At 72.7% G+C, this 18,627-nt stretch carries 19 protein-coding genes; 8 read left to right on the forward strand and 11 right to left on the reverse strand.

The window, feature by feature from the left end; genetic code table 11:
• From AB0J24_RS14280 to AB0J24_RS14290, 3 genes are read right to left on the reverse strand one after another with little or no spacing between them, the layout of a single operon-like run.
• Window positions 1–1,191 (reverse strand): AMP nucleosidase, encoded by a 1,191-nt coding sequence (locus tag AB0J24_RS14280; protein WP_358680622.1) that lies wholly within the window; start codon window positions 1,189–1,191, stop codon window positions 1–3.
• Window positions 1,188–1,610, reverse strand: a complete 423-nt coding sequence (locus tag AB0J24_RS14285) for a metalloregulator ArsR/SmtB family transcription factor (protein ID WP_358680625.1) — start codon at window positions 1,608–1,610, stop codon at window positions 1,188–1,190. The genes AB0J24_RS14280 and AB0J24_RS14285 overlap by 4 nt, the downstream gene beginning before the upstream one ends.
• A gap of 10 nt (window positions 1,611–1,620) precedes the next feature.
• The gene (locus tag AB0J24_RS14290; RefSeq protein ID WP_358680628.1) at window positions 1,621–2,214 is read right to left on the reverse strand and encodes an HhH-GPD-type base excision DNA repair protein; all 594 of its coding nucleotides are present in this window, start codon (window positions 2,212–2,214) and stop codon (window positions 1,621–1,623) included.
• Window positions 2,215–2,245: 31 nt separating this feature from the next.
• Here AB0J24_RS14290 and AB0J24_RS14295 point away from each other — a divergent pair, with 31 nt between their 5' ends.
• The 3 genes from AB0J24_RS14295 (at window position 2,246) to AB0J24_RS14305 (ending at window position 4,663) form a co-directional block, all read left to right on the forward strand.
• Entirely contained in the window at window positions 2,246–3,817 is a 1,572-nt protein-coding gene (locus AB0J24_RS14295; protein WP_358680631.1) for a methyltransferase, read from the forward strand.
• Entirely contained in the window at window positions 3,814–4,272 is a 459-nt protein-coding gene (gene dtd, locus AB0J24_RS14300) for a D-aminoacyl-tRNA deacylase (RefSeq protein ID WP_358680634.1), read from the forward strand. Before AB0J24_RS14295 ends, dtd begins: the two co-directional genes overlap by 4 nt.
• A gap of 106 nt (window positions 4,273–4,378) precedes the next feature.
• On the forward strand, window positions 4,379–4,663 hold the full coding sequence (locus AB0J24_RS14305; RefSeq protein ID WP_358680637.1) for a YggT family protein: 285 nt from the start codon (window positions 4,379–4,381) through the stop codon (window positions 4,661–4,663).
• Between the two features lie 22 nt (window positions 4,664–4,685).
• Here the strand turns inward: AB0J24_RS14305 and AB0J24_RS14310 are convergent, their stop codons facing one another.
• From AB0J24_RS14310 to AB0J24_RS14325, 4 genes are all read right to left on the reverse strand, one after another.
• Window positions 4,686–5,990 (reverse strand): patatin-like phospholipase family protein, encoded by a 1,305-nt coding sequence (locus AB0J24_RS14310; protein ID WP_358680640.1) that lies wholly within the window; start codon window positions 5,988–5,990, stop codon window positions 4,686–4,688.
• A 125-nt stretch (window positions 5,991–6,115) separates the two neighbouring features.
• Entirely contained in the window at window positions 6,116–6,505 is a 390-nt protein-coding gene (locus AB0J24_RS14315) for a hypothetical protein (RefSeq protein WP_358680643.1), read from the reverse strand.
• Between the two features lie 104 nt (window positions 6,506–6,609).
• Window positions 6,610–7,212, reverse strand: a complete 603-nt coding sequence (locus tag AB0J24_RS14320) for a helix-turn-helix transcriptional regulator (protein ID WP_358680645.1) — start codon at window positions 7,210–7,212, stop codon at window positions 6,610–6,612.
• Between the two features lie 136 nt (window positions 7,213–7,348).
• The gene (locus AB0J24_RS14325) at window positions 7,349–9,067 is read right to left on the reverse strand and encodes an alpha/beta fold hydrolase (protein ID WP_358680648.1); all 1,719 of its coding nucleotides are present in this window, start codon (window positions 9,065–9,067) and stop codon (window positions 7,349–7,351) included.
• Window positions 9,068–9,412: 345 nt separating this feature from the next.
• On the opposite strand from AB0J24_RS14325, the gene AB0J24_RS14330 reads away from it, so the two are divergent.
• From AB0J24_RS14330 to AB0J24_RS14345, 4 genes are all read left to right on the forward strand, one after another.
• Window positions 9,413–10,771, forward strand: a complete 1,359-nt coding sequence (locus AB0J24_RS14330) for an alpha/beta fold hydrolase (protein WP_358680651.1) — start codon at window positions 9,413–9,415, stop codon at window positions 10,769–10,771.
• A gap of 185 nt (window positions 10,772–10,956) precedes the next feature.
• A complete protein-coding gene (locus AB0J24_RS14335; protein ID WP_358680653.1) occupies window positions 10,957–12,111 on the forward strand; it encodes a sigma-70 family RNA polymerase sigma factor in 1,155 nt (384 codons plus the stop codon).
• A gap of 165 nt (window positions 12,112–12,276) precedes the next feature.
• Window positions 12,277–12,798 carry a flavin reductase family protein gene (locus AB0J24_RS14340; protein ID WP_358680656.1) on the forward strand — a complete coding sequence of 174 codons (522 nt, stop codon included), beginning with the start codon at window positions 12,277–12,279 and terminating at the stop codon, window positions 12,796–12,798.
• Complete coding sequence (locus tag AB0J24_RS14345; protein WP_358680659.1) at window positions 12,795–13,340, forward strand: NAD(P)H-dependent oxidoreductase; 546 nt, start codon at window positions 12,795–12,797, stop codon at window positions 13,338–13,340. The genes AB0J24_RS14340 and AB0J24_RS14345 overlap by 4 nt, the downstream gene beginning before the upstream one ends.
• A gap of 59 nt (window positions 13,341–13,399) precedes the next feature.
• On the opposite strand, the gene AB0J24_RS14350 is transcribed toward AB0J24_RS14345, so the two are convergent.
• Both AB0J24_RS14350 and AB0J24_RS14355 read right to left on the reverse strand, forming a co-directional pair.
• Window positions 13,400–14,074 (reverse strand): HAD family hydrolase, encoded by a 675-nt coding sequence (locus AB0J24_RS14350; protein WP_358680662.1) that lies wholly within the window; start codon window positions 14,072–14,074, stop codon window positions 13,400–13,402.
• Between the two features lie 103 nt (window positions 14,075–14,177).
• Window positions 14,178–14,711: a GNAT family N-acetyltransferase gene (locus tag AB0J24_RS14355; RefSeq protein WP_358680665.1), complete on the reverse strand. Its 534-nt coding sequence runs from the start codon at window positions 14,709–14,711 to the stop codon at window positions 14,178–14,180.
• A gap of 86 nt (window positions 14,712–14,797) precedes the next feature.
• On the opposite strand from AB0J24_RS14355, the gene AB0J24_RS14360 reads away from it, so the two are divergent.
• The gene (locus AB0J24_RS14360) at window positions 14,798–15,403 is read left to right on the forward strand and encodes a helix-turn-helix domain-containing protein (RefSeq protein WP_358680668.1); all 606 of its coding nucleotides are present in this window, start codon (window positions 14,798–14,800) and stop codon (window positions 15,401–15,403) included.
• 132 nt (window positions 15,404–15,535) lie between these two features.
• On the opposite strand, the gene AB0J24_RS14365 is transcribed toward AB0J24_RS14360, so the two are convergent.
• Together AB0J24_RS14365 and htpG are read right to left on the reverse strand one after the other, a co-directional pair.
• Window positions 15,536–16,591: an ABC transporter substrate-binding protein gene (locus AB0J24_RS14365; RefSeq protein ID WP_358680671.1), complete on the reverse strand. Its 1,056-nt coding sequence runs from the start codon at window positions 16,589–16,591 to the stop codon at window positions 15,536–15,538.
• A gap of 61 nt (window positions 16,592–16,652) precedes the next feature.
• A complete protein-coding gene (gene htpG, locus AB0J24_RS14370; RefSeq protein WP_358680674.1) occupies window positions 16,653–18,524 on the reverse strand; it encodes a molecular chaperone HtpG in 1,872 nt (623 codons plus the stop codon).
• Window positions 18,525–18,627 lie beyond the last annotated feature (103 nt).

The following is an 18,627-nucleotide window of genomic DNA, read 5'->3' on the forward strand; positions in this document are numbered from 1 at the left end:
TCAGGCGCCGTCCGGCCCGTTGCCCAGCAGCGGCTCGTCGACGGAGCGCACCTCGGAGCCGGGCAGCCCGTCCGGGTGCTCGGTGCGGACCCGCTCGACGGCGTCGAGCGCGATGCCCAGATGCTTGCGCTTGCTGGCCTCGTAGAACGCCCTGGCGCCCCCGGCGAGCTTGGGTTCGGCGTGCAGCGGCTTGTCCGAGACGCACAGCAGGGTGGCGTTCGGGATCCGGTAGCGGAACCCGTTCGCCGCGATCGTGGCCGACTCCATGTCCACCGCGACCGCCCTGGCGAGACGCATCCGGTGCAGCGTCGCGGCCTGGTTGAACTCCCAGTTCCGGTTGTCGGTGGTGTGGACCACCCCGGGCCGGTACGTGGTGCCGGCGCGTTCGAGGGCGTCCATCAGGTATCCGTTGAGCCGCAGGCTGGGAATGACCGGGACATCGGCGGGTAGCACCTCGTCGAGCACGTGATCGGCTCGCTGATAGGCCGTCGCCAGCACGAAGTCGCCCAGCTCCTGCCGGTTCCGCAGTCCGCCGCAGTGCCCGATCATGATCATCGTGTCCGGCCGGAGGACGGCGAGATGGTCGGTGATCGTCTTCGCGTTGGCCGGGCCGACCCCGATGTTGACCAGGGAGACGCCGTCCCCGTCGGGACGGGGATGGTGATAGGCGGGCATCTGGACGCCGTCGCGCTCGGGGCGTTCGGCGCCCGGGAAGCGCTCCAGGAACGACTCGACGTGCATCGCGTAGTTGGTGAACAGCACGTGGCGTTGGAACGACTCGGCCGGCGTCCCGGTGTAGTGCGAGAGCCGGTCCAGCGACAGCGCCATCCGTTCCGGCCCGAACAGGAAGAGCTTCTTCACCCGCAGGTCGAAGCGGTCCTCGTCGAGCGCGGCGAAGAACTCCGGATCGGTGAAGGCGCGGGCGGGCCGCGCCGCCCGCGCGGTGACGGTGGCACCGGCGGCGACCAGCCCGCGCAGCTCCCGGTGCAGATAGCGGCGGATCGCGCTGGGCCGGGCGAACTCACCGGAGATCCGGGGGTTGTGCGCCGACCACGGCCGCACGACCTCGAGCTCGGGATACCAGCCGTCCCGGTGCACGGCGTCCAGCGCGTCCAGCAGCCGATCGATCTCCAGATCGAGCTTGTCCTCGGGGACCGGCGGGCGCACCTGCTCCACGAGGGCCGGGGTCATGCGGTCTCCGACCGCTCGGACTCGGCGTCGGTGCCGCCGTGCGCGTGCAACCGCCCTGGTGAGACCGCCACCGCGGACACCACCTCCAGCAGCCTGCGCGGCAGCCCGTCGGCCAGCCGGTAACGGACCAGTCTGCCGTGCCGGTGCGCGGTGACCATGCCGTGCGCGCGGAGCAGCCGCAGCGCGTGCGACACCGCCGAGTCGCTCATCCCGACGGCGACCGCCAGGTCGGAGACGCAGAGGTCGCCGGCGTGCTGCAGCGCGAGCAGTATGGACAGCCGGTTGACCTCGCCGAGAACGTCCAGGACGGTGGCCGCCTCGGCGACCTTGTCGCCGTCGGACAGCACCGCGACGGCGTCGCAGACCTGGTCCGGGTCGATCACACGAGCGCCGCTGAGTGCCTCCGGAACCTTGTGCACGCCATCGATGCTAGCCCCCCGCCGCGGCGGCCTTCTTCTCGCGCGCCGCCGCCTTGAGCGCCTTCTTGGTGTCGCGCACCTCGGTCAGCGTCTGCGCGTCGACGACGTCGGCGGCCGAGAGCCGGGTCCCGGGACGGCCGTAGTCCCCGGCGGCCTCCTGCCAGCCCTGCGGGGTCACGCCGTACTGCTTGCCGAGCAGCGCCAGGAAGATCTTCGCCTTCTGCTCGCCGTAACCGGGGAGCGCCTTCAGCCGGCGCAGCACCTCCCGGCCGTCCGGGTCACCACGGGTCCAGATCGCCTCCGGGTCGCCGTCCCAGTCCTCGACGACCGCCCGGCACATCTCCTGCACCCGCCGGGCCATCGAACCGCCGTAACGGTGGATCGCCGGCGGGGTCGTGGCCAACGCGGCGAACTCGGCCGGGTCGTGGTCGGCGATGACCCGGACGTCGAGCCCGCCGAGCCGCTCGTGCAGCTTCAACGGCCCGCGGAACGCCACCTCCATCTGGATCTGCTGGTCGAGCAGCATGCCGATCAGCAGCGCCAGCGGCTCGCGCTCCAGCAGCGCGTCGGCCTCGGGTTCCTGAGCGATGCAGATGCCGGTCATGCCGGAAAGGATGGCACGGGAGAATGGGGGTGTGCTCCCTGCTTCCGAACCCGGCCTCGACACGGCGCAGACCGAGCGAGTGCGCGGTTGCCTGCTCGACGCCGGCTACACCCCGGACGGCGTCCGGGCCCTGCTGGGCCGCTCCGCGCACGACGCGCTCACCCGCGGCGAGCCCGCACCGGCCGCGCGGGCCAGCCGCGGTGGCGGCGAGCTCGGCACGCTGGTCCGGCTGTTCCTGCTGGAGGACACCGAGCCCGAACCGGCGGTGACGGCCGCGCTCGGTGATCTCGACCCGTTGCTGGCGGGACGCATCCTGCGGCGGACCCCGGACGGCATCCGCGCGGCGCTCGACATCCGCCCGTACGGGGAGGGACCGGGTGACGACGGCGAGCCGGGTGCGGACTGGTGGGTCGTGTCGGATCTCGACAGCCCGGCCAACCGGCAGGACCGCGCGCACGTGACCGGGGTGGGCGGGGCGTCGCTGTCGCTGGCCGCCGCCACCGTGCGCCGCCCGGTCGGCTCCCTGCTCGACCTGGGCACCGGCTGCGGGGTGCAGGCGTTGCACGGGTCCCGGCACGCGGTGAACGTCGTCGCCACCGACGTGCTGCCGCGCGCGTTGGCGCTGGCCCGGCTGTCCTGCGGGCTGTCCGGCGTCGACGTGGACCTGCGGGAGGGGGCGTGGTTCGACCCGGTCGAGGGCGAGCGGTTCGACCAGATCGTGTCCAACCCGCCGTTCGTACCCGGTCCCGAGCGGGTCGACTACGTCTACCGGGACTCCGGGCTGGCCGGGGACGCCGCGCTGGCCGCGCTGCTCGGCGGGATCGCCGACCGCCTCAACCCGGGCGGGATCGCCCAGCTGCTGGGTTCCTGGCTGCACGTGCGGGGCGAGGACTGGCCGGACCGGGTGCGGTCCTGGCTGCCCGCCGGGGTCGACGCGTGGGTGCTGCAGCGCGAGGTCGTCGACCCGGCGATGCACGTCGGCACCTGGCAGCGCGACGCCGGCCTGGTCCCGTCCTCGCCCGCCGCGCGCCGGCAGGCGGACGCCTGGCTGGACTGGCTCGACGCCGAACGCGTCGAAGGCGTCGGGTTCGGCTTCCTGCTGGTGCGGCGCACCGACGCCGCACCCACCGTCGTCGTCGAGGACCTGCCCGGTGAGCTCGGCGAGGGTCTGGGCCGGGAGATGACCGGCTGGCTGGACCGGGTCGAGTGGCTGCGCGCCCACCACCGGGACACCGACCTGCTCGGTGCGACGCTGCTGATCGCCCCGGAGACGGTGCTGGAGAGTGCCTCGTCGGTGGACCCGGACGGCGGCTGGGCCGAGCTCTCGACGACCGTGCGCCGCTGGGGCGGCCCGGGTTGGGAGCACCAGGTCGACGGCCCCGCCGCCGCGCTGCTCGCCGGGTGCCGCGGGCATCTGCCGCTCTCCGAGCTGATCGCGCTGCTGTCCTACGCGCATGACCTGCCCACCGACGCGCTGGTCACGGCGACTCTGCCCGCGGTGCGCGAGTTCGTCCGGCACGGGCTGCTGCTGCCGGTGGACGGCTGGCCGCATCCGGTCGCGCCGCGGGCGGCCGCCACCGACCCGGCCGGGCCGGTCGGATGAGGGCGGTCGCCGCCCGGGTGCGTCGGGCATCGGTGACGGTCCGCAACGCCGAGGGCAACCCGCTGCGCGTCACCGGGCGGATCGGGCCCGGCCTGCTGGTGCTGCTCGGTGTGCACCGCGACGACGTCGGGGACGCCACCTCCCCCGCGACGATGGCCCGCAAGCTGCACGAGCTGCGGGTGCTGCGCGCCGACGACGGGACCGAGGCGTCGTGCGCGAGCAGCGGTGCGCCGCTGCTGGTCATCAGCCAGTTCACGCTCTACGGGGACACCCGCAAGGGACGCAGGCCGTCGTGGTCGGCGGCGGCCCGGCCGGAGGACGCCGCCCCGGTCGTGGACGCCGTGGTGGCCGCGCTGCGCGAGCGCGGCGCGACGGTGCAGACCGGCGAGTTCGGCGCGGACATGGCCGTCGAGTCGGTCAACGACGGGCCGTTCACGGTGCTGGTCGAGGTGTGAGCGCTCGGCCCCGCCGTGCGGGGTGGCCAAGGACCGTCGCCAACCGGTCAGTGGATCCGCAGGCCCCTCTCACCACGCTCTCAGGTCGGAAAGGGACGATGGAGACATGATCGGCTATCTGCTCGGCGTCGTGCTGCTGCTGTTCCAGTTCGTGCTCATCGCGCGGGTGATCGTCGACTGGATCGACGTCCTGGGCTCCGGGCGCGGCGGCGCCGTCCTGGACACCGCGCGCCGGATCACCCACGGCGCGACCGAGCCCGTCGTGGCGCCGATCCGCCGCCGGCTGAGCACGGTGCGGATCGGGGCCGTCGGGCTCGACCTGTCCGTGCTCATCGTGTTCCTGGTGGTGCTGGTGCTGCGACTCGTCGTGGTGCCGCTGATCCCGTTCTGACGATCCGGTTCCGCCCGGGCGCCTAGTCCGCGGGGCCCAGCCGCAGGGCGCTGACCCGCCCCTGGCTGTCGAGTGTGGCCCGGGCCAGCCCCTCGGCCCGTTCGCCGTCCGGCGTGGTGATCCGGACCGCCCACTCCGCGTCGTCCCGGGCGACCTGTTTGCGGGTGAGGTCAATGGCGAACTCGGCGGCGAGGATCTCCCCCGCCGCGTCGGCCAGCGGGGTCCCACCCGACGGGCGCTCGCGGAACGGCGCGGTGGACCAGAGCAGCGCGCCCGGGGCGATCGCCGCCGCGAAGCCCGCCGCGTCCTGCTCCCGTACGGCGTGTTCGAACGCCAGCGCGCCGAGGAAGAGATCGGCCTGCGCGGCCCCCCGCTGCTGCAACCGGTCCAGGAACGCCACGTCCCGGTTCAGCTTCGACGCCGACCCGAGGATGCGCGAGGCGATCACCGAGGCCGGCATCTCCAGGATCCGGACGGTGACGTGCCGGTATCCCGCCCCGGGCCGCAACTCGCCCTCGGCGAGCAGCCGGTCGATCGTCTCGATGAAGCCGAGCTCCTGGTTCAGCGACAGGTTGCCGGCCAGCGCGTTGCGTCGATCCGAGATCTCGACGAGCGTCCGGGGCTCCGAGCCGATCCGGGACGGGTTGATCTGGATGACCCAGAGCTCGTCCGGGTCGGTGCCGAGCAGGTCGCGCACCGGCGGGTTCTGCGAGAACAGGCCGTCCCAGTAGGTGCCGCCGTCGACGTGCACGGCGCGGAACAGGTTCGGGATCGCCGCGGACGCGAGCACCGTCTTCCCGGTGATCGTGTCGGTGCGGCTGGAGAACGCCCGGAACCGGCCGTCGAGCACGTCGACGGCGCCGAGCAGCAGCAGCGGCTCCCGGCCGCCGGGATCGGCCCCGATCGCGTCGAAGTCCACGTGCCTGCCCAGCAGCTCCAGGAACTGGCGGGTGCCGTCGATCGGGCGCGGGATCGCGTACGGCGTGCTCGCCGGGAGCAGCCCGAGCCCCTGCAGCGCACCCGCCCACACCATTCCCGCGTTCTGCAGGCGGGCGAGCGGGCCGCGCGCGGCGTTGTCCGCCCAGAACGCCTCCAGTGCGTCCGCGGCGGCGGCGCGGTGCTCCGGGCCGTCACCGCGGCGCAGCCGGTCCCAGGCGAGCAGCGCGCAGATCGCGCCACCCGACGTGCCGGACAGGCCGACGATCTCGGCACCGTCGAAGGCACCGGTGCGCAGCATCCGGGCCAGGACGCCCGCGGTGAAAGCGGTGTGGCTGCCTCCGCCCTGGCAGGCGATCGCGATCCGGCGGGGACCTGCGGATGTGCTCATGCGGCCAGGTCTACCGGCGTCCGGCCGGAAGGGACAGGACCGGAGGACTGCGCGCCCGGTCACATCGGACACGACCACGGGCCCCCGTCCGCCTGGACGGGGGCCCGTGGAGGGTGCCGGACGTGCTACTTCGCGGACGGACGCGAGGTACGAGTCGTCTTCTGGGCCGTGTCGGCGACGCTCTCGGCTCCGGCGGCGACCTTCTCGGTGCCCGCCGCGGCGTGCTCGGTCACGACCTCGGCGGCCCGGGACGCCTGCTCGGTGAGCTGGTCGACGACCGAGGTGCCCGCGCCGACCACGGTGCGGGCGAGCTCGCGCTGGTGGCCCAGCACCTGCTCGTAGAAGTCGAAGACCCGGTCGACGGCGGCGCCCGCGTCGGGCAGCTGCGGGCGGTTGCCACCGGTGAACTGCTCGGCGAGCCCCTGCACGGTGTCGCTCCAGCTGCGGACGGACTCGGTGACGAGATCCTGACCGCGCTTGGCGAAGTCGACGAACTGGTCGGTGGGTGCGCTCATGGCGAACTCCTCTCGTGGAGGTCTGCTCCTGGGGCACGGGGCGCGGTTCCGCACTCCGCCACGCCAAGGAAACTACGCACCAGCGTTAAGTATGTCAAGCACGGTCAGTCCCGTCCGCGCTCCACGAAGCTCCGGTAGACCCCGAGCAACGCCGCCCGCTGCTCGTCGGTCAATCGCGGGTCGACCGCGATCGCCGCCTCGACCCCGGGAACCTCGTCGGCGACCGGCGGCGCCTGCTCGGACTCCGCCTCGCCCTGCTCCCGGACCGTCCAACCGGCCCGGCTGAGCATCTGGTCGGTGTTGAGGTGCAGCGCGTCCGCGATGGACCGCAGCACCTTCAGCGACGGCTGATGCAGACCGCGCTCGACCTGGCTCAGATAGGCGTTCGACACCTTCGTCATCGCTGCCATCTCGCGCAGCGAGAGCTTCGCCATCTGGCGCTGTGCCCGGATGAAGCCACCGAGTGCGTTCACCTGTGCGCTCCAGGCGTCCTCTGCCGCTCGTGCTCCGGCGTCACGGAACCCCTCGGCGGCCGACGCCGCGGCGGCACCGTCGGCCCCGCCCCGGCGGCGACCGTTGCCGCCGCGGCGCTCACCGGGCTCATCACCGGGAGCACCCCTGGCCCGGCCCGCGCCGGCGGGCCTGCCACCGCCGTTGCGGTGACCGCCGTCGGCTCCGGGCCCGGCCCCCCGCTGCCCGCGACTCACCGGCGCGCACCGGACTGGATCGGTCCGCGCGGCGGGCGCCGACGCGCGGACGGGAAACGTACGCGGTCCATGGCCGCGCATTGTCCCCGCTGCACGTCCGTCGCGCACCCGCCGGCACCGGCGACGGTGCGCCGGCTCAGCCCTTCAGCACGTACCTGCCCGGTGCGGGCTCGAGCGGCGGATAGGTGTCGCTGCCGATCCGCTTCGGCGCCGCGACCTCCTTGCCCGCGTGCTCGGCGATCCACGGCGTCCAGTCCTCCCACCAGGAGGCCTTCCGCTCGCCCGCGTCGTCACGCCACTCGTCGGGCGACGCGGGGAGATCGTCGGACTCGCCGAACCAGTGCCGCGACTTCGGCGACGGCGGGTTCACCACGCCGGCGATGTGCCCGGAGTTCGACAGCACGAACCGGACCGTGCCGCCGATCTTCGCCGCTCCGGTGTAGACCGACCGCCAGGGCGCGATGTGGTCGGACTCCGCACAGATCACGTAGCTGTCCGGCCGGACGTCGGCGACGTCGAGCCGCTCCCCCGCCAGCTCCAGCTTGCCCTCGGCGAACCGGTTCTCCAGGTAGAGCGTGCGCAGGTACTCGGTCTGCATCGCAGCCGGCATCCGGGTGGAGTCGGAGTTCCAGCTCAGCATGTCGAACGGCTTGGGGTCCTCACCCAGCATCCAGTCGTTCACCACGTAGTTCCACACCAGGTCGGTGGCGCGCAACAGGTCGAAGGTGGTTTTCATGCTCGAGGCGGGCAGGTAGCCGTCCTTGCGCATGCTGCGCTCGAGCCGGTTCACCGTCTTCTCGTCGGTGAACACGCCCAGCTGGCCGGGGCCGGTGTAGTCGAGCAGCGTGTTCATCAGGGTCAGCGAGTTGACCGACTGCCTGCCCTTGGCCTCCAGCCAGGCCGTCGCCGCCGCCGAGAGGGCTCCGCCCAGGCACAACCCGGCCACGTTCACCCGGTCCTGGCCGGTGATCTCCCGGACCACGTCGATCGCGGCGACCGGCCCCTCCAGCAGGTAGTCGCTCATCGTGACGTCGGCGAGCGCCGAGTCCGGGTTCCGGTAACTGATCATGAAGACGGTGTGCCCGTGCCGCACAGCCCACTCGACCAGCGACTTACCCGGGGCGAGATCCATGATGTAGTACTTGTTGATCCACGGCGGGCTCATCAACAGCGGGATCTCGTGCACCTTCGCCGTCTGCGGCTCGTACTGGATCAGCTCGATCAGCCGGTTCCGGTAGACCACCTGGCCGGGAGTGACCGCGAGATCCTTGCCCACCACGTACTGGCCCGGGGTGACCTGGCGCGGCATCCCCCGGTTCTGGACGGCGTCGCGCAGCAGGTTCCGGGCACCGCGCACCACGTTCAGGCCGCCGGTGTCGATGATCTTCTTGGGCCAGGCCGGGTTGGTGACGATCGAGTTCGGCGGGGCGAGCGCCTCGATCGCCTGCCCGACGAGCCAGTCCAGCTTGCGGCGCGCGACCGGCGAGACCTGGGCCGCCTGCGACAGCTCGGTGAGCCGGTCGGCCAGCAGCGCGTGCTCCTGCCGGGCGAAGTAGTACCAGGCGTTGCCCTCCCAGGCCGGGTCGGCGTACCTCTTGTCCCGCTCGGGCAGCGAGGCCGGGCCCGTGGTGGTGCCGCCGACCGCGCGGGACGCGGCGGCGGCCGCCGCCCGGACCGAGTCGACACCGAAACCGAGGCCGGTCCGCAGGACCGCGCCCGGGCTGGCGGCGAGCGACTTGGCCGCCTCGCCGAGCGCGCCGCCGAAGCCCACCGGATCGACCTTCGCGACGAGCCCCTCCGGATCGGCCAGCTCGCGCAGGTCACGCACCAGGCCGGCGGCCTGTCGGCGGAGCACCTCCGCAGCGTGACCGGCCTGATCCGTCGGGATGGCGCCGGGCTCGGACTCGGGCGTGGCTACGGGCTGCGTCGTCACTGTTCGCCTCACTCCTGCAGAGCCGGGTGTGTGTCCGTGCATCTCACGCGCCCCGAAAGGGGGTGGCGCGAAGGGACTCCCCATGGTGGCGGGGTACTCACGGGTAGGCACCACCGGGCGTGCCGGGTCACGATGAGACCCCCCTCACCTGCGCTTGATGGAGCAAGCACTACTCCGGAGTAGCTCAGCGCTTGCTTGACATACCGAACGCGTTCTACCGTTCGGTAACCGGTGAGCCCCGGTCATCACAGTTGATGGGAGAGGCCCATGAGCACAGCGACCTCGCACGCGAGCTCCCCCACCGAGGAGCGTCGCCCGCGCGCGCTCCCCGAGTCGGCCGCGGAGGCCGCCGCCGAGCAGGGCGGAGGCATCGACCCGCTGCGCTTCCTGTTCTCCTACAACGCACGCAACCTCACCAAGGTCGCGACCGAGGTCGGGCGCGCCACCGGCGCCTACTGGATCGACGCGGTCCAGCGGATCGCCAAGCCCGGTGACGCGGCCCGCCGCTCGCTGCTCTGGCTCGCCACGATGGCCGACCGGCGCGAGCCGCAGTGGCATCTGCCGAACGAGATCGCCCTGGCGACGCCGTTCGCCCTGCTGCGCGACTTCACCGAGGCGCAGCACCGCGACGACGCCGTCGTCCCGACCCTGGTGCTGCCGCCCCAGGCCGGGCACTCCTCGACCGTCGTCGACTACTCGCCCCAGCAGAGCCAGCTGGCGATGATCCGCGCGGCCGGGCTGACCCGGCTCTACGCACTGGACTGGCGGCCGGCGACCACGGCCACCCGGAAGGTCACCATCACCGACTACCTGGAGGTGATCGACCGCTCGATCCGCCGGATGGGCGGCCGGGCCAACCTGGTCGGCGACTGCCAGGGCGGCTGGCTGGCCACCATCTACGCGGCCCTGCACCCGGACCGGGTCAACACCCTCACCCTGGCCGGTGCGCCGATCGACTTCCATGCGGGCGAGTCGGTGATCGCGGCCTCCACCAAGCTGATGGCCGGGACGATGGGCATGGCCCCCTACAAGGCCCTGGTCGCCGCGGGCGGCGGCAACATGCCCGGTTCGGCCGTGCTGTCGAACTTCATCTCGATCCAGCCCCAGTCGGAGGTCTCCCGTCAGCTGCAGCTGCTGGAGAACATCGACGACGCCACGCACGTCGAGCGGTACCGGGTCTTCGAGGACTGGTTCAAGTACACCCAGGACATCCCCGGTGCGTTCTACCTCTGGCTGGTGGAGAACCTGTTCTGGAAGAACCGGCTCGTCACGGGGACGCTGACGGTCGACGGACGACCGGTGGACATGGCCGCCATCGACTGCCCGCTGCTCATGCTCGCCGGATCCACCGACCACATCACGCCCGCACCCCAGCTGTTCGCGGCGGCGGAGAAGGTGTCCACCCCGGCCGAGGACATCACCTACCGCACGGCCACCGCGGGCCACCTGGGCCTGTTCATGGGGCGCGACGCGCTGCGTCACGACTGGCCGGTGCTGATGGAGACCGTCTACACCCACTCGGTGCCCAGGACGAGCACCTCCGGCAGCGGCAAGGCCTCGCGCCGGCGCAGCAGCGTCCGGGCGGTCGCCGATCCGCGCGACACCCCGCGGGTCCCCGCACCCTGACGGCTCTCTAAGAGGACCCTGAGAGAACCGCAACCTCATGTGACCGATGACACGGGCCCCGGCGGCGATTTCCGGCTCGCCGGGGCCCCGTCGCGGGAACGATCCGCCGCAACGCTGCGTTGGACCCCGTGTAGGGCGATGCGACGAGTACCCACCGTCCCTCGTCGCGCCCGAGCAGGGGAGGAATGCACATGACGGCGACCACGACCGCTCCGGCCGTGCCGACTGCCGAGAACCCGGCAGTCCCCGGGCCCCGCCGCACGACGGAGGCTTCCGGCAGCGCGACCACGGCTGCACGGAGGGCCCCGGCTTCGCGCCGCTCCCGGTCGGCCGGGTCGGACCGCGACACCGTTCTCACGACCACCGTACCCGGTGCGGCGGCCGCCGTGGCGGAGGATCTGGACGCCCAGAGCCCGGCCGCCGACCTGGTCCGCGTGTACCTCAACGGCATCGGCAAGACCGCGCTGCTCACCGCGGCGGAGGAGGTCGAACTCGCACGGCGGATCGAGGCCGGCGTGTTCGCCCAGCACCGGTTGGACACCGCCGCCGCCGAGGGCACGCTCGACGAGCTCGACCCGCAGTACCGACGCGACCTGCGCGAGATCGTGCGCGACGGGCTGCGGGCGAAGAACCACCTGCTGGAGGCCAACCTCCGCCTGGTGGTCAGCCTGGCCAAGCGCTACACCGGGCGCGGGATGCCACTGCTGGACCTCATCCAGGAGGGCAACCTGGGGCTGATCCGCGCGGTCGAGAAGTTCGACTACACCAAGGGCTTCAAGTTCTCCACCTACGCCACCTGGTGGATCCGGCAGGCGATCACCCGTGGGATGGCCGACCAGGCCCGCACCATCCGGCTGCCCGTGCACCTGGTGGAACAGGTCAACAAGCTGGCCCGGATCAAGCGGGACATGCATCAGCGGCAGGGCCGCGAGCCCAGCGAGGCCGAGCTGGCCGAGGAGTCCGGGATCCCGGAGCACAAGATCGCGGACCTGCTCGACCACGCACGCGACCCGGTGAGCCTGGACATGCCGGTCGGCTCCGAGGAGGAGGCCCCGCTCGGGGACTTCATCGAGGACGCCGAGGCCACCGACGCCGAGAACACCGTGATCTCCAGCCTGCTGCACGACGACCTCCGCCGGGTGCTCGCCACCCTGGAGGACCGCGAGCAGAAGGTCATCCGGATGCGGTTCGGTCTCGACGACGGACAGCCGCACACGCTCGACCAGATCGGCCGCGCCTTCAAGCTCTCCCGGGAGCGGGTACGCCAGATCGAGCGCGAGGTCATGGCGAAGCTGCGGGTCGGCGAGCGCGCCGACAAGCTGCGCGCCTACGCCAGCTGAGCCCGGGCCGGGCCCTCCCCGCCCCGGCAGGCCACGCTCGTCCACGACGGCCGTGCGGAGCACCCGCTCCGCACGGCCGTCGTCGTGTGCACGGGCGTCGCACTGTGTGGGACGCCGCGTCGGTGATCGTTGGCCGCCCGCGCGCCGGTTGCCTAGGGTCGGGGCATGCCCGGATCCACGACCCCCGCGTCGTCCGTTCCCGGCCCGGTCACCCCGGAGGCGATGCGCGCCACCCTCGGCGCGTTCGCGTCGGGGGTCGTCGTCGTCACGGCACAGGGACCGGACGGCCCGCTCGGCTTCACCTGCCAGTCGTTCTCGTCGCTGTCGCTGGACCCGCCGCTGGTCAGCTTCTCCCCGTCCCGCGGATCCACGACCTGGCCGCGGATCCGGGCGGTGGGCCGGTTCTGCGTCAACGTGCTGGCCGCCGACCACGAGCACCACAGCGCCGGGTTCGCCCGGTCCGGGACGGACAAGTTCGCGGGGGTCAGCTGGACGCCGGCGCCGTCCGGCGCGCCGGTGCTGGAGGGGGTCGGCGCCTGGATCGACTGCACCCTCTGGAACGAGTACGACGGCGGCGACCACACGATCGTCGCCGCCCGGGTCGAGGCACTGGGTGCCGACCCGCAACGACTGCCGCTGCTGTACTTCCGCGGCGGCTACCACCTCACCCCACGGGAGTCCTCGTGAGCAGCAGCATCGTCGGTGTCGTCGCAGGTCCGGAGCCGGGTGGGCGCACCGCCGCCGCGGTGGCCGGGATCCTCGCCGGAGCGGAGAAGGCGGGTGACACCACCCGGCTGCTGGAGCTGTCGCAGACCTCGTTCGCCGACGTCACCGCGGCGATCGCCGAGGCCGACGCGGTGGTGTTCGGCAGCCCGGTCTACCGGGCCGGTCACACGGCGTCGCTGAAGGCGCTGCTGGAGGCGACCGAACGCGGGAAGTGGGGCGAGAAGACCGCGCCGCTGCAGGGCAAGGCGGCCGCCGTCGTGCTGACCGGTGCGAGCGGGCACCACTTCCTCGCCGTCGACGGGCTCCGGTCCGTGCTGGCCGGGTTCTTCGCCGTGCAGGTGCTCTCCCCCGGCCTGTACCTGGACCACTCCGGTTACCTCGACCGCAACACCCTCACCGACGAGTCGGCGGAGCTCGCCGCGGCGCACGGACGCGCGTTGGCCGACCTGACCGCCGCCGTACGCTCCTCGGAGGCGTTGCGTTCGATCACCCCGGTGGTCTGAGGCGGTTCCGCCCCCGCGGACGGCCCGGCAGGGGTAGCTGCTGCGCGGACCGGACGAGCTCAGCTGGGCAGGCCGAGCAGCGGCGGGAGCTCGGCCACCGAATCGATGACGGCGTCCGCTCCCGCTGCCCGCAGCCGGGGCTCCCCGTGCGCGCCTCCGCGGACGCCGATCACCAGTCCGGCGCCGGCCCGGACCGCGGCGTCGATGTCCGCGGTCGCGTCCCCGGCCACCGCGGTCCGGGACGTCTCGGTCCCGGCCCGGCGTGCGGCGGCGTGCAGCAGGTCGGGTTCCGGCAAGCCCCGCCCGTCGACGTCGGCCGGTGACAGCAACAGATCGACCTGCGCCTCGAAACCCAGCGCGACCACCAGCCGATCCCGCAGGGCGGGATCGAATCCGCAGGTCAGGGCGACCTTCAGGCCTGCCGCCCGCAACGCGTCGAGCGCCTCGGGTGCACCGGGGACCGGTCGCACCCGGCCGTCGTCCGCGGCCACGGTCAGGTACTCGGTGAAGGCGGCGTGCGCGCGGCGGGCGCGATACATGTCACCGTCGAGCAGCTCACCCAGGACGGTGATCGCGGACCGGTCCATCGTCGAGCGGGCCTGGCGGTCCAACGCCGGGTATCCCGGGCCGTCCACCCGGACCCGGACGGCACGCAGGCCGGCGCGCAGCGCGGCGAGGACCAACCCGTCGTCGGCCATCGTGGTGCCTGCAAGATCGAGTACCGCCAGTTGCACGGAGCAAACTCCAACGTCCCCGGATGACCGGAACGCGACGTCGACCTGGCGTCCAGGTGAACCGGCCCGGTCACTCCGGAGGTGCGGCACCCGGCCCGGGCGGTCACCACAGTTCGCCGTCGCGCCAGTCGCAGATCAGCGGCTCGGCCTGGTCCAGCGGGGCGTCCACCGGGAGCACGTGCACCCCGCCGACCTCGTCCGGGGTGTCGACGACACCACCCGGCGTGACCGCGGCGAGCGGCCCACGCCACTCCAGCCAGCCGCGCCTGCGGTACAGCGGGGCGGCCCGCTCGGTCGCGCCGAGCGCCCCGAGCCGGTAGCCCCCGCGGACCAGCCCCTCGACGACGTCCATCAGCTCGCCACCCAGTCCGCGCCCCTGCAACGACGGGTGCACGGCGACCGCCTCGACATAACCGGTACGCAGTGCGACGCCGCCGTGCAGTACCCGGCGCAGGACGACGGCGGCGTGCCCGACCGGTGCCTCCGGTGGCCCTGCCAGCACGTGCACCCCGCCGAGCGCATGGTCCCAGGACGCGTCGTCGAAGTCGCCGAAGGCGGCGTCCAGCAACCCGCGCAGCCCGCGCCTCCCGCCCTTCCCGAGATCGGCGGTCGGCAGGACGCGGAGTTCGGCACGCACGTCACGATCCTTCCGCAGACCGGCTCGGCCCGCCGCTCCGCACCGCCTGGCCACGGTGGGTAGCCGCGACCCGTTACCGTGCCCCGATGACCACCACGACCGGGACCGGATCGGCCCGGCCGTTGCGGGCCGACGCGGCGCGCAACCACCGGCGGATCGTCGAGGCCGCCGCGGCCGCGTTCGAGGCCGAGGGCCCGGACGTGGCGCTCGAGGAGATCGCGCGCCGCGCCGGCGTCGGGGTCGCGACCCTCTACCGCCGCTTCCGGACCCGCGACCAGCTCGTCCGGGCAGTCCTGGAGGGCGTCTTCGCCGAGGAGATCGAACCCACCGCCGCGACCGCGACCGACGACCCGTGGGCCGACCTGTCCGGATCGCTGAGCCGCGCGGTGGAGGCGATCGCCGCCCGGCGCACGATCCTGCGGCTCGCCCGCGAGGCCGGCGCCTTCGACGTGGAAGCGGTACAGCGCTACGGGCGGACCCTGAACCGGTTGCTCGACCGGGCCCGTGACGCCGGCGCCGTGCGCCCCGAGCTGACCGCCCGGGACCTGTCGGCGCTGCTGGTGATGGCGCTCGCCGTCGCCGAGGGCGCCGAGGGCACCGGAGCGACGACCGGTGAGGACCGTCGCCGCTACCTCGCACTGTTGCTCGACGGTCTGCGTCCCGGTCATCCTCGGCTGCCGCCGGGCGGGTGACCGGCCACCCGGGTCGCGCAACAGCAACGATCGAACTGACCCGCTGTACTCGACCACAGGTGTCGGGTTACGGTCACCGGCGTCCGCTCGGCAATGGCGCCGGGCGGATGCACTCTTTCTCCTCTCCGCCCCTCAGCCGCCCGTGAATCGGTCCGGGTGCAGTGCTTCGGCCAGCGCGCGGACCGCGTCGGCGTTCCGGATACCGGGGCTGACCTCGGCGAACGTCGTGGTGACGATCCTCGCGTCGCGGATCGCGGGCACCGTGGCGAGCGCCGGGTCGTCCCGCAGCTTCTGCACCAGCGGCGCCGCCGACTCCGGCCCGACGTCGCTCCCGCAGCAGGCCGGTACGACGATGACGTCCGGGCGGGCCGCGATGAGGCCCTCGGTGCTCACCGTCCGCTGCCGGCCCGCGATCCCGGGGAAGGCCTGGACCCCGCCGGCCGCCTCGATGATCGTCGTCGCGACGTCGCCGGTGCCGAACACGCGCAGCTCCGGACGCCCACCGGGAGCGTTCAGCATCGCGACCCGCGGCCGCTCGGTGATCCCGTCGAGCCGCCCGGCGACGTCGTCGAGGGTGGCGTGCATCCGCCCGGTCAGCTCGGCCGCGCGAGCATCCGCGCCGAGCAGTCGCCCGAGGTCGGTGAGGTCACGCGCAACCGCGTCGAACGAGACGTCGTTCGACGCGAGCGCCTCCTGCGTGCCGCCGTCGGTGGTCGGGCAGAACGCGCTGAACAGGAAGGTGTTCGTCCCGGTGCCGCCCAGCTCGGCGCGGGTGCCGAGGCCCTCCCGGGTGAACGCCCCGGTGAAACCGGAGACGACCAGGTCGGGCGCGATCCGCAGGACCTCCTCGCGCGAGGGGTACTCCTCCGGCCAGTAGACGGGGCCGCCGGCCCCGGGCCGGAACTCCCCCGCCAGCTCGGGGAGCAACGAGTTGTCCAGGTAGGCCGCACCGACCAACCGGTCGCCGGCACCGAGCGCGAGCACCGCCTCCACGGCGTTGTGGAACATCGCGACGATCCGCTGCGGCCGCTCGACCGGGACGTCGACATCGCAGTTGCGGATGGCCCCGGCGGGCGGAGCGACCGCCGGGGCCGGGGCCGGCCCGGCTCCGCAACCGGCGAGCAGGGCGGGCACGAGCGCCAGCGCCGCGAGCAGCGACCTGGCCGGGATCCGGCGGGAGCGGGGCACCGGGACACGCTAGCCCGCACTCCCGCCGATATCGACACTTGTGCAGTTGTTCAGGTTCGAGTCACAGATTCTGCTGCAGCCGCTCGGCGAGCAGCCCGACGAACCGCGACGGGTCGGGCAGGTCACCGCCCTCGGCGAGCAGGGCCATACCGTGCAGCAACTCGGCCGTGCCGCTCTCGTCGCGACCCGCTGCCTGCGCGTCACGCAGCCCGGTGACCAGCGGGTGCGACGGGTTCAGCTCCAGGATCCGCTTCACCTTCGGCGGTTCCTGGCCCATCGCCCGGTACATCTTCTCCAGGGTCGGGGTCATGTCGAACTCGTCGCCGACCAGGACGGCCGGCGAGGTGGTGAGCCGGGTGGAGAGCCGCACCTCCTTGACGTCGTCGGCGAGCACCCCCGCCATCCACTCGCAGAGCGGGCCGAACTCGGCGCTGCGCTGCGCGGCCTGCTCCTTCTCCTCGTCGGTCTGCAGGTCGACCTGACCCTTGGCGATCGAACGCAGCGGGGTCCCGTCGAAACCGTCGACGGCGTCCACCCACACCTCGTCGACCGGGTCGGTGAGCAGCAGGACCTCGTAGCCCTTCTCGCGGAACGCCTCCATGTGCGGCGAGGACTCGATCGCCGTGCGCGAGTCACCGGTCATGTAGTAGATCGCGTCCTGGCCCTCACGCATCCGGGACTTGTAGGCCGCCAGGCCGGTGGGCTCGTCCCCGTGGGTCGTGAGGAACGACGACACCCCGAGGATCGTCTCCCGGTTGTCGGCGTCGGAGAGCAGCCCCTCCTTCAGCGCGCGACCGAACTGCGCCCAGAACGTCGCGTACTTCTCCGGCTGCTCGTCGCGCAGGGTGCCGATGGTGGACAGCACCTTGCGCACCAGGCGACGGCGGATCGCCGAGATCTGACGGTCCTGCTGGAGGATCTCCCGGGAGACGTTCAGCGACAGGTCGGCGGCGTCGACGACACCCTTGACGAACCGCAGGTACTCGGGGACGAGCGCCTCGCAGTCGTCCATGATGAACACCCGCCGGACATAGAGCTGCACGCCGCGGCGGGCGTCGCGCATGAAGAGGTCCATCGGCGCGACCCGGGGCAGGAACAACAGCGCCTGGTACTCGAAGGTGCCCTCGGCGGCGAGCCGGATCGTCTCCAGCGGCTCCTGCCAGTCGTGGCTGATGTGCCGGTAGAACTCCGAGTACTCCTCCTCGGAGACGTCGCGCTGGGGGCGGGCCCAGAGCGCCTTCATCGAGTTGAGGGTCTCCGGCTCGCCGTCCTCGCCGTCGGCCCGCGGCATCCGGATCGGCCAGGTGATGAAGTCCGAGTAGGTCTTCACGGTGCGGCGCAGGACGTCGCGGTCGGCGTAGTCGTGCAGCTGGTCCTCGGCGTCGGACGCCTTGAGGTGCAGCGTGACCGCGGTGCCCTGCGGCAGGCCCTCGGCCGGTTCGATCGTGTAGGAACCCTCCCCGTCGGACTCCCAGCGGACCCCCTCGGAACTGCCCGCCTTGCGGGTGGTCAGCTCCACCCGGTCGGCGACCATGAACGCGGAGTAGAAGCCCACACCGAACTGACCGATCAGGTTCCGCTCGGAGGCCGAGTCGCCCTCGGCGTCCTTGAGCCGGGCGAGCAGCTCCGCGGTGCCCGACTTCGCGATCGTGCCGATCAGCTCGACGACCTCGTCGCGGGTCATGCCGATGCCGTTGTCCCGGACCGTCAGCGTGCGCGCCTCCGGATCGGGGTGCAGCTCGATGTGCAGGTCGGAGGTGTCGGCGCCGAGGTCCTTGTCCTGGTAGGCGGCGAGCCGCACCTTGTCCAGCGCGTCCGAGGCGTTCGAGATCAGCTCGCGCAGGAACACGTCCTTGTTCGAGTAGATCGAGTGGATCATCAGGCGCAGCAGCTGGCGTGCCTCGGCCTGGAACTCGATCGTCTCCGTGCTCACGTCCGGTCCTCTCTTCCCTGGTGCTCGCCTGTGCCCCCGGTACGGGACGGTTCGATTCTGCCGAACGCCCGCCGGTGACCGACCTCCCGTCCGCTTGTCCCGG

The organism is Pseudonocardia sp. NPDC049635, assembly GCF_040659795.1.
Classification (GTDB): domain Bacteria; phylum Actinomycetota; class Actinomycetes; order Mycobacteriales; family Pseudonocardiaceae; genus Pseudonocardia.

Excerpts from the sequence above, each read along its gene's own strand:
- AB0J24_RS14280 (WP_358680622.1), bottom strand. The coding sequence starts at position 1,191 with ATGACCCCGGCCCTCGTGGAGCAGGTGCGCCCGCCGGTCCCCGAGGAC.
- AB0J24_RS14290 (WP_358680628.1), bottom strand. The coding sequence starts at position 2,214 with ATGACCGGCATCTGCATCGCTCAGGAACCCGAGGCCGACGCGCTGCTG.
- dtd (WP_358680634.1), top strand. The coding sequence starts at position 3,814 with ATGAGGGCGGTCGCCGCCCGGGTGCGTCGGGCATCGGTGACGGTCCGC.
- AB0J24_RS14305 (WP_358680637.1), top strand. The coding sequence starts at position 4,379 with ATGATCGGCTATCTGCTCGGCGTCGTGCTGCTGCTGTTCCAGTTCGTG.
- AB0J24_RS14310 (WP_358680640.1), bottom strand. The coding sequence starts at position 5,990 with ATGAGCACATCCGCAGGTCCCCGCCGGATCGCGATCGCCTGCCAGGGC.
- AB0J24_RS14315 (WP_358680643.1), bottom strand. The coding sequence starts at position 6,505 with ATGAGCGCACCCACCGACCAGTTCGTCGACTTCGCCAAGCGCGGTCAG.
- AB0J24_RS14330 (WP_358680651.1), top strand. The coding sequence starts at position 9,413 with ATGAGCACAGCGACCTCGCACGCGAGCTCCCCCACCGAGGAGCGTCGC.
- AB0J24_RS14335 (WP_358680653.1), top strand. The coding sequence starts at position 10,957 with ATGCACATGACGGCGACCACGACCGCTCCGGCCGTGCCGACTGCCGAG.
- AB0J24_RS14340 (WP_358680656.1), top strand. The coding sequence starts at position 12,277 with ATGCCCGGATCCACGACCCCCGCGTCGTCCGTTCCCGGCCCGGTCACC.
- AB0J24_RS14360 (WP_358680668.1), top strand. The coding sequence starts at position 14,798 with ATGACCACCACGACCGGGACCGGATCGGCCCGGCCGTTGCGGGCCGAC.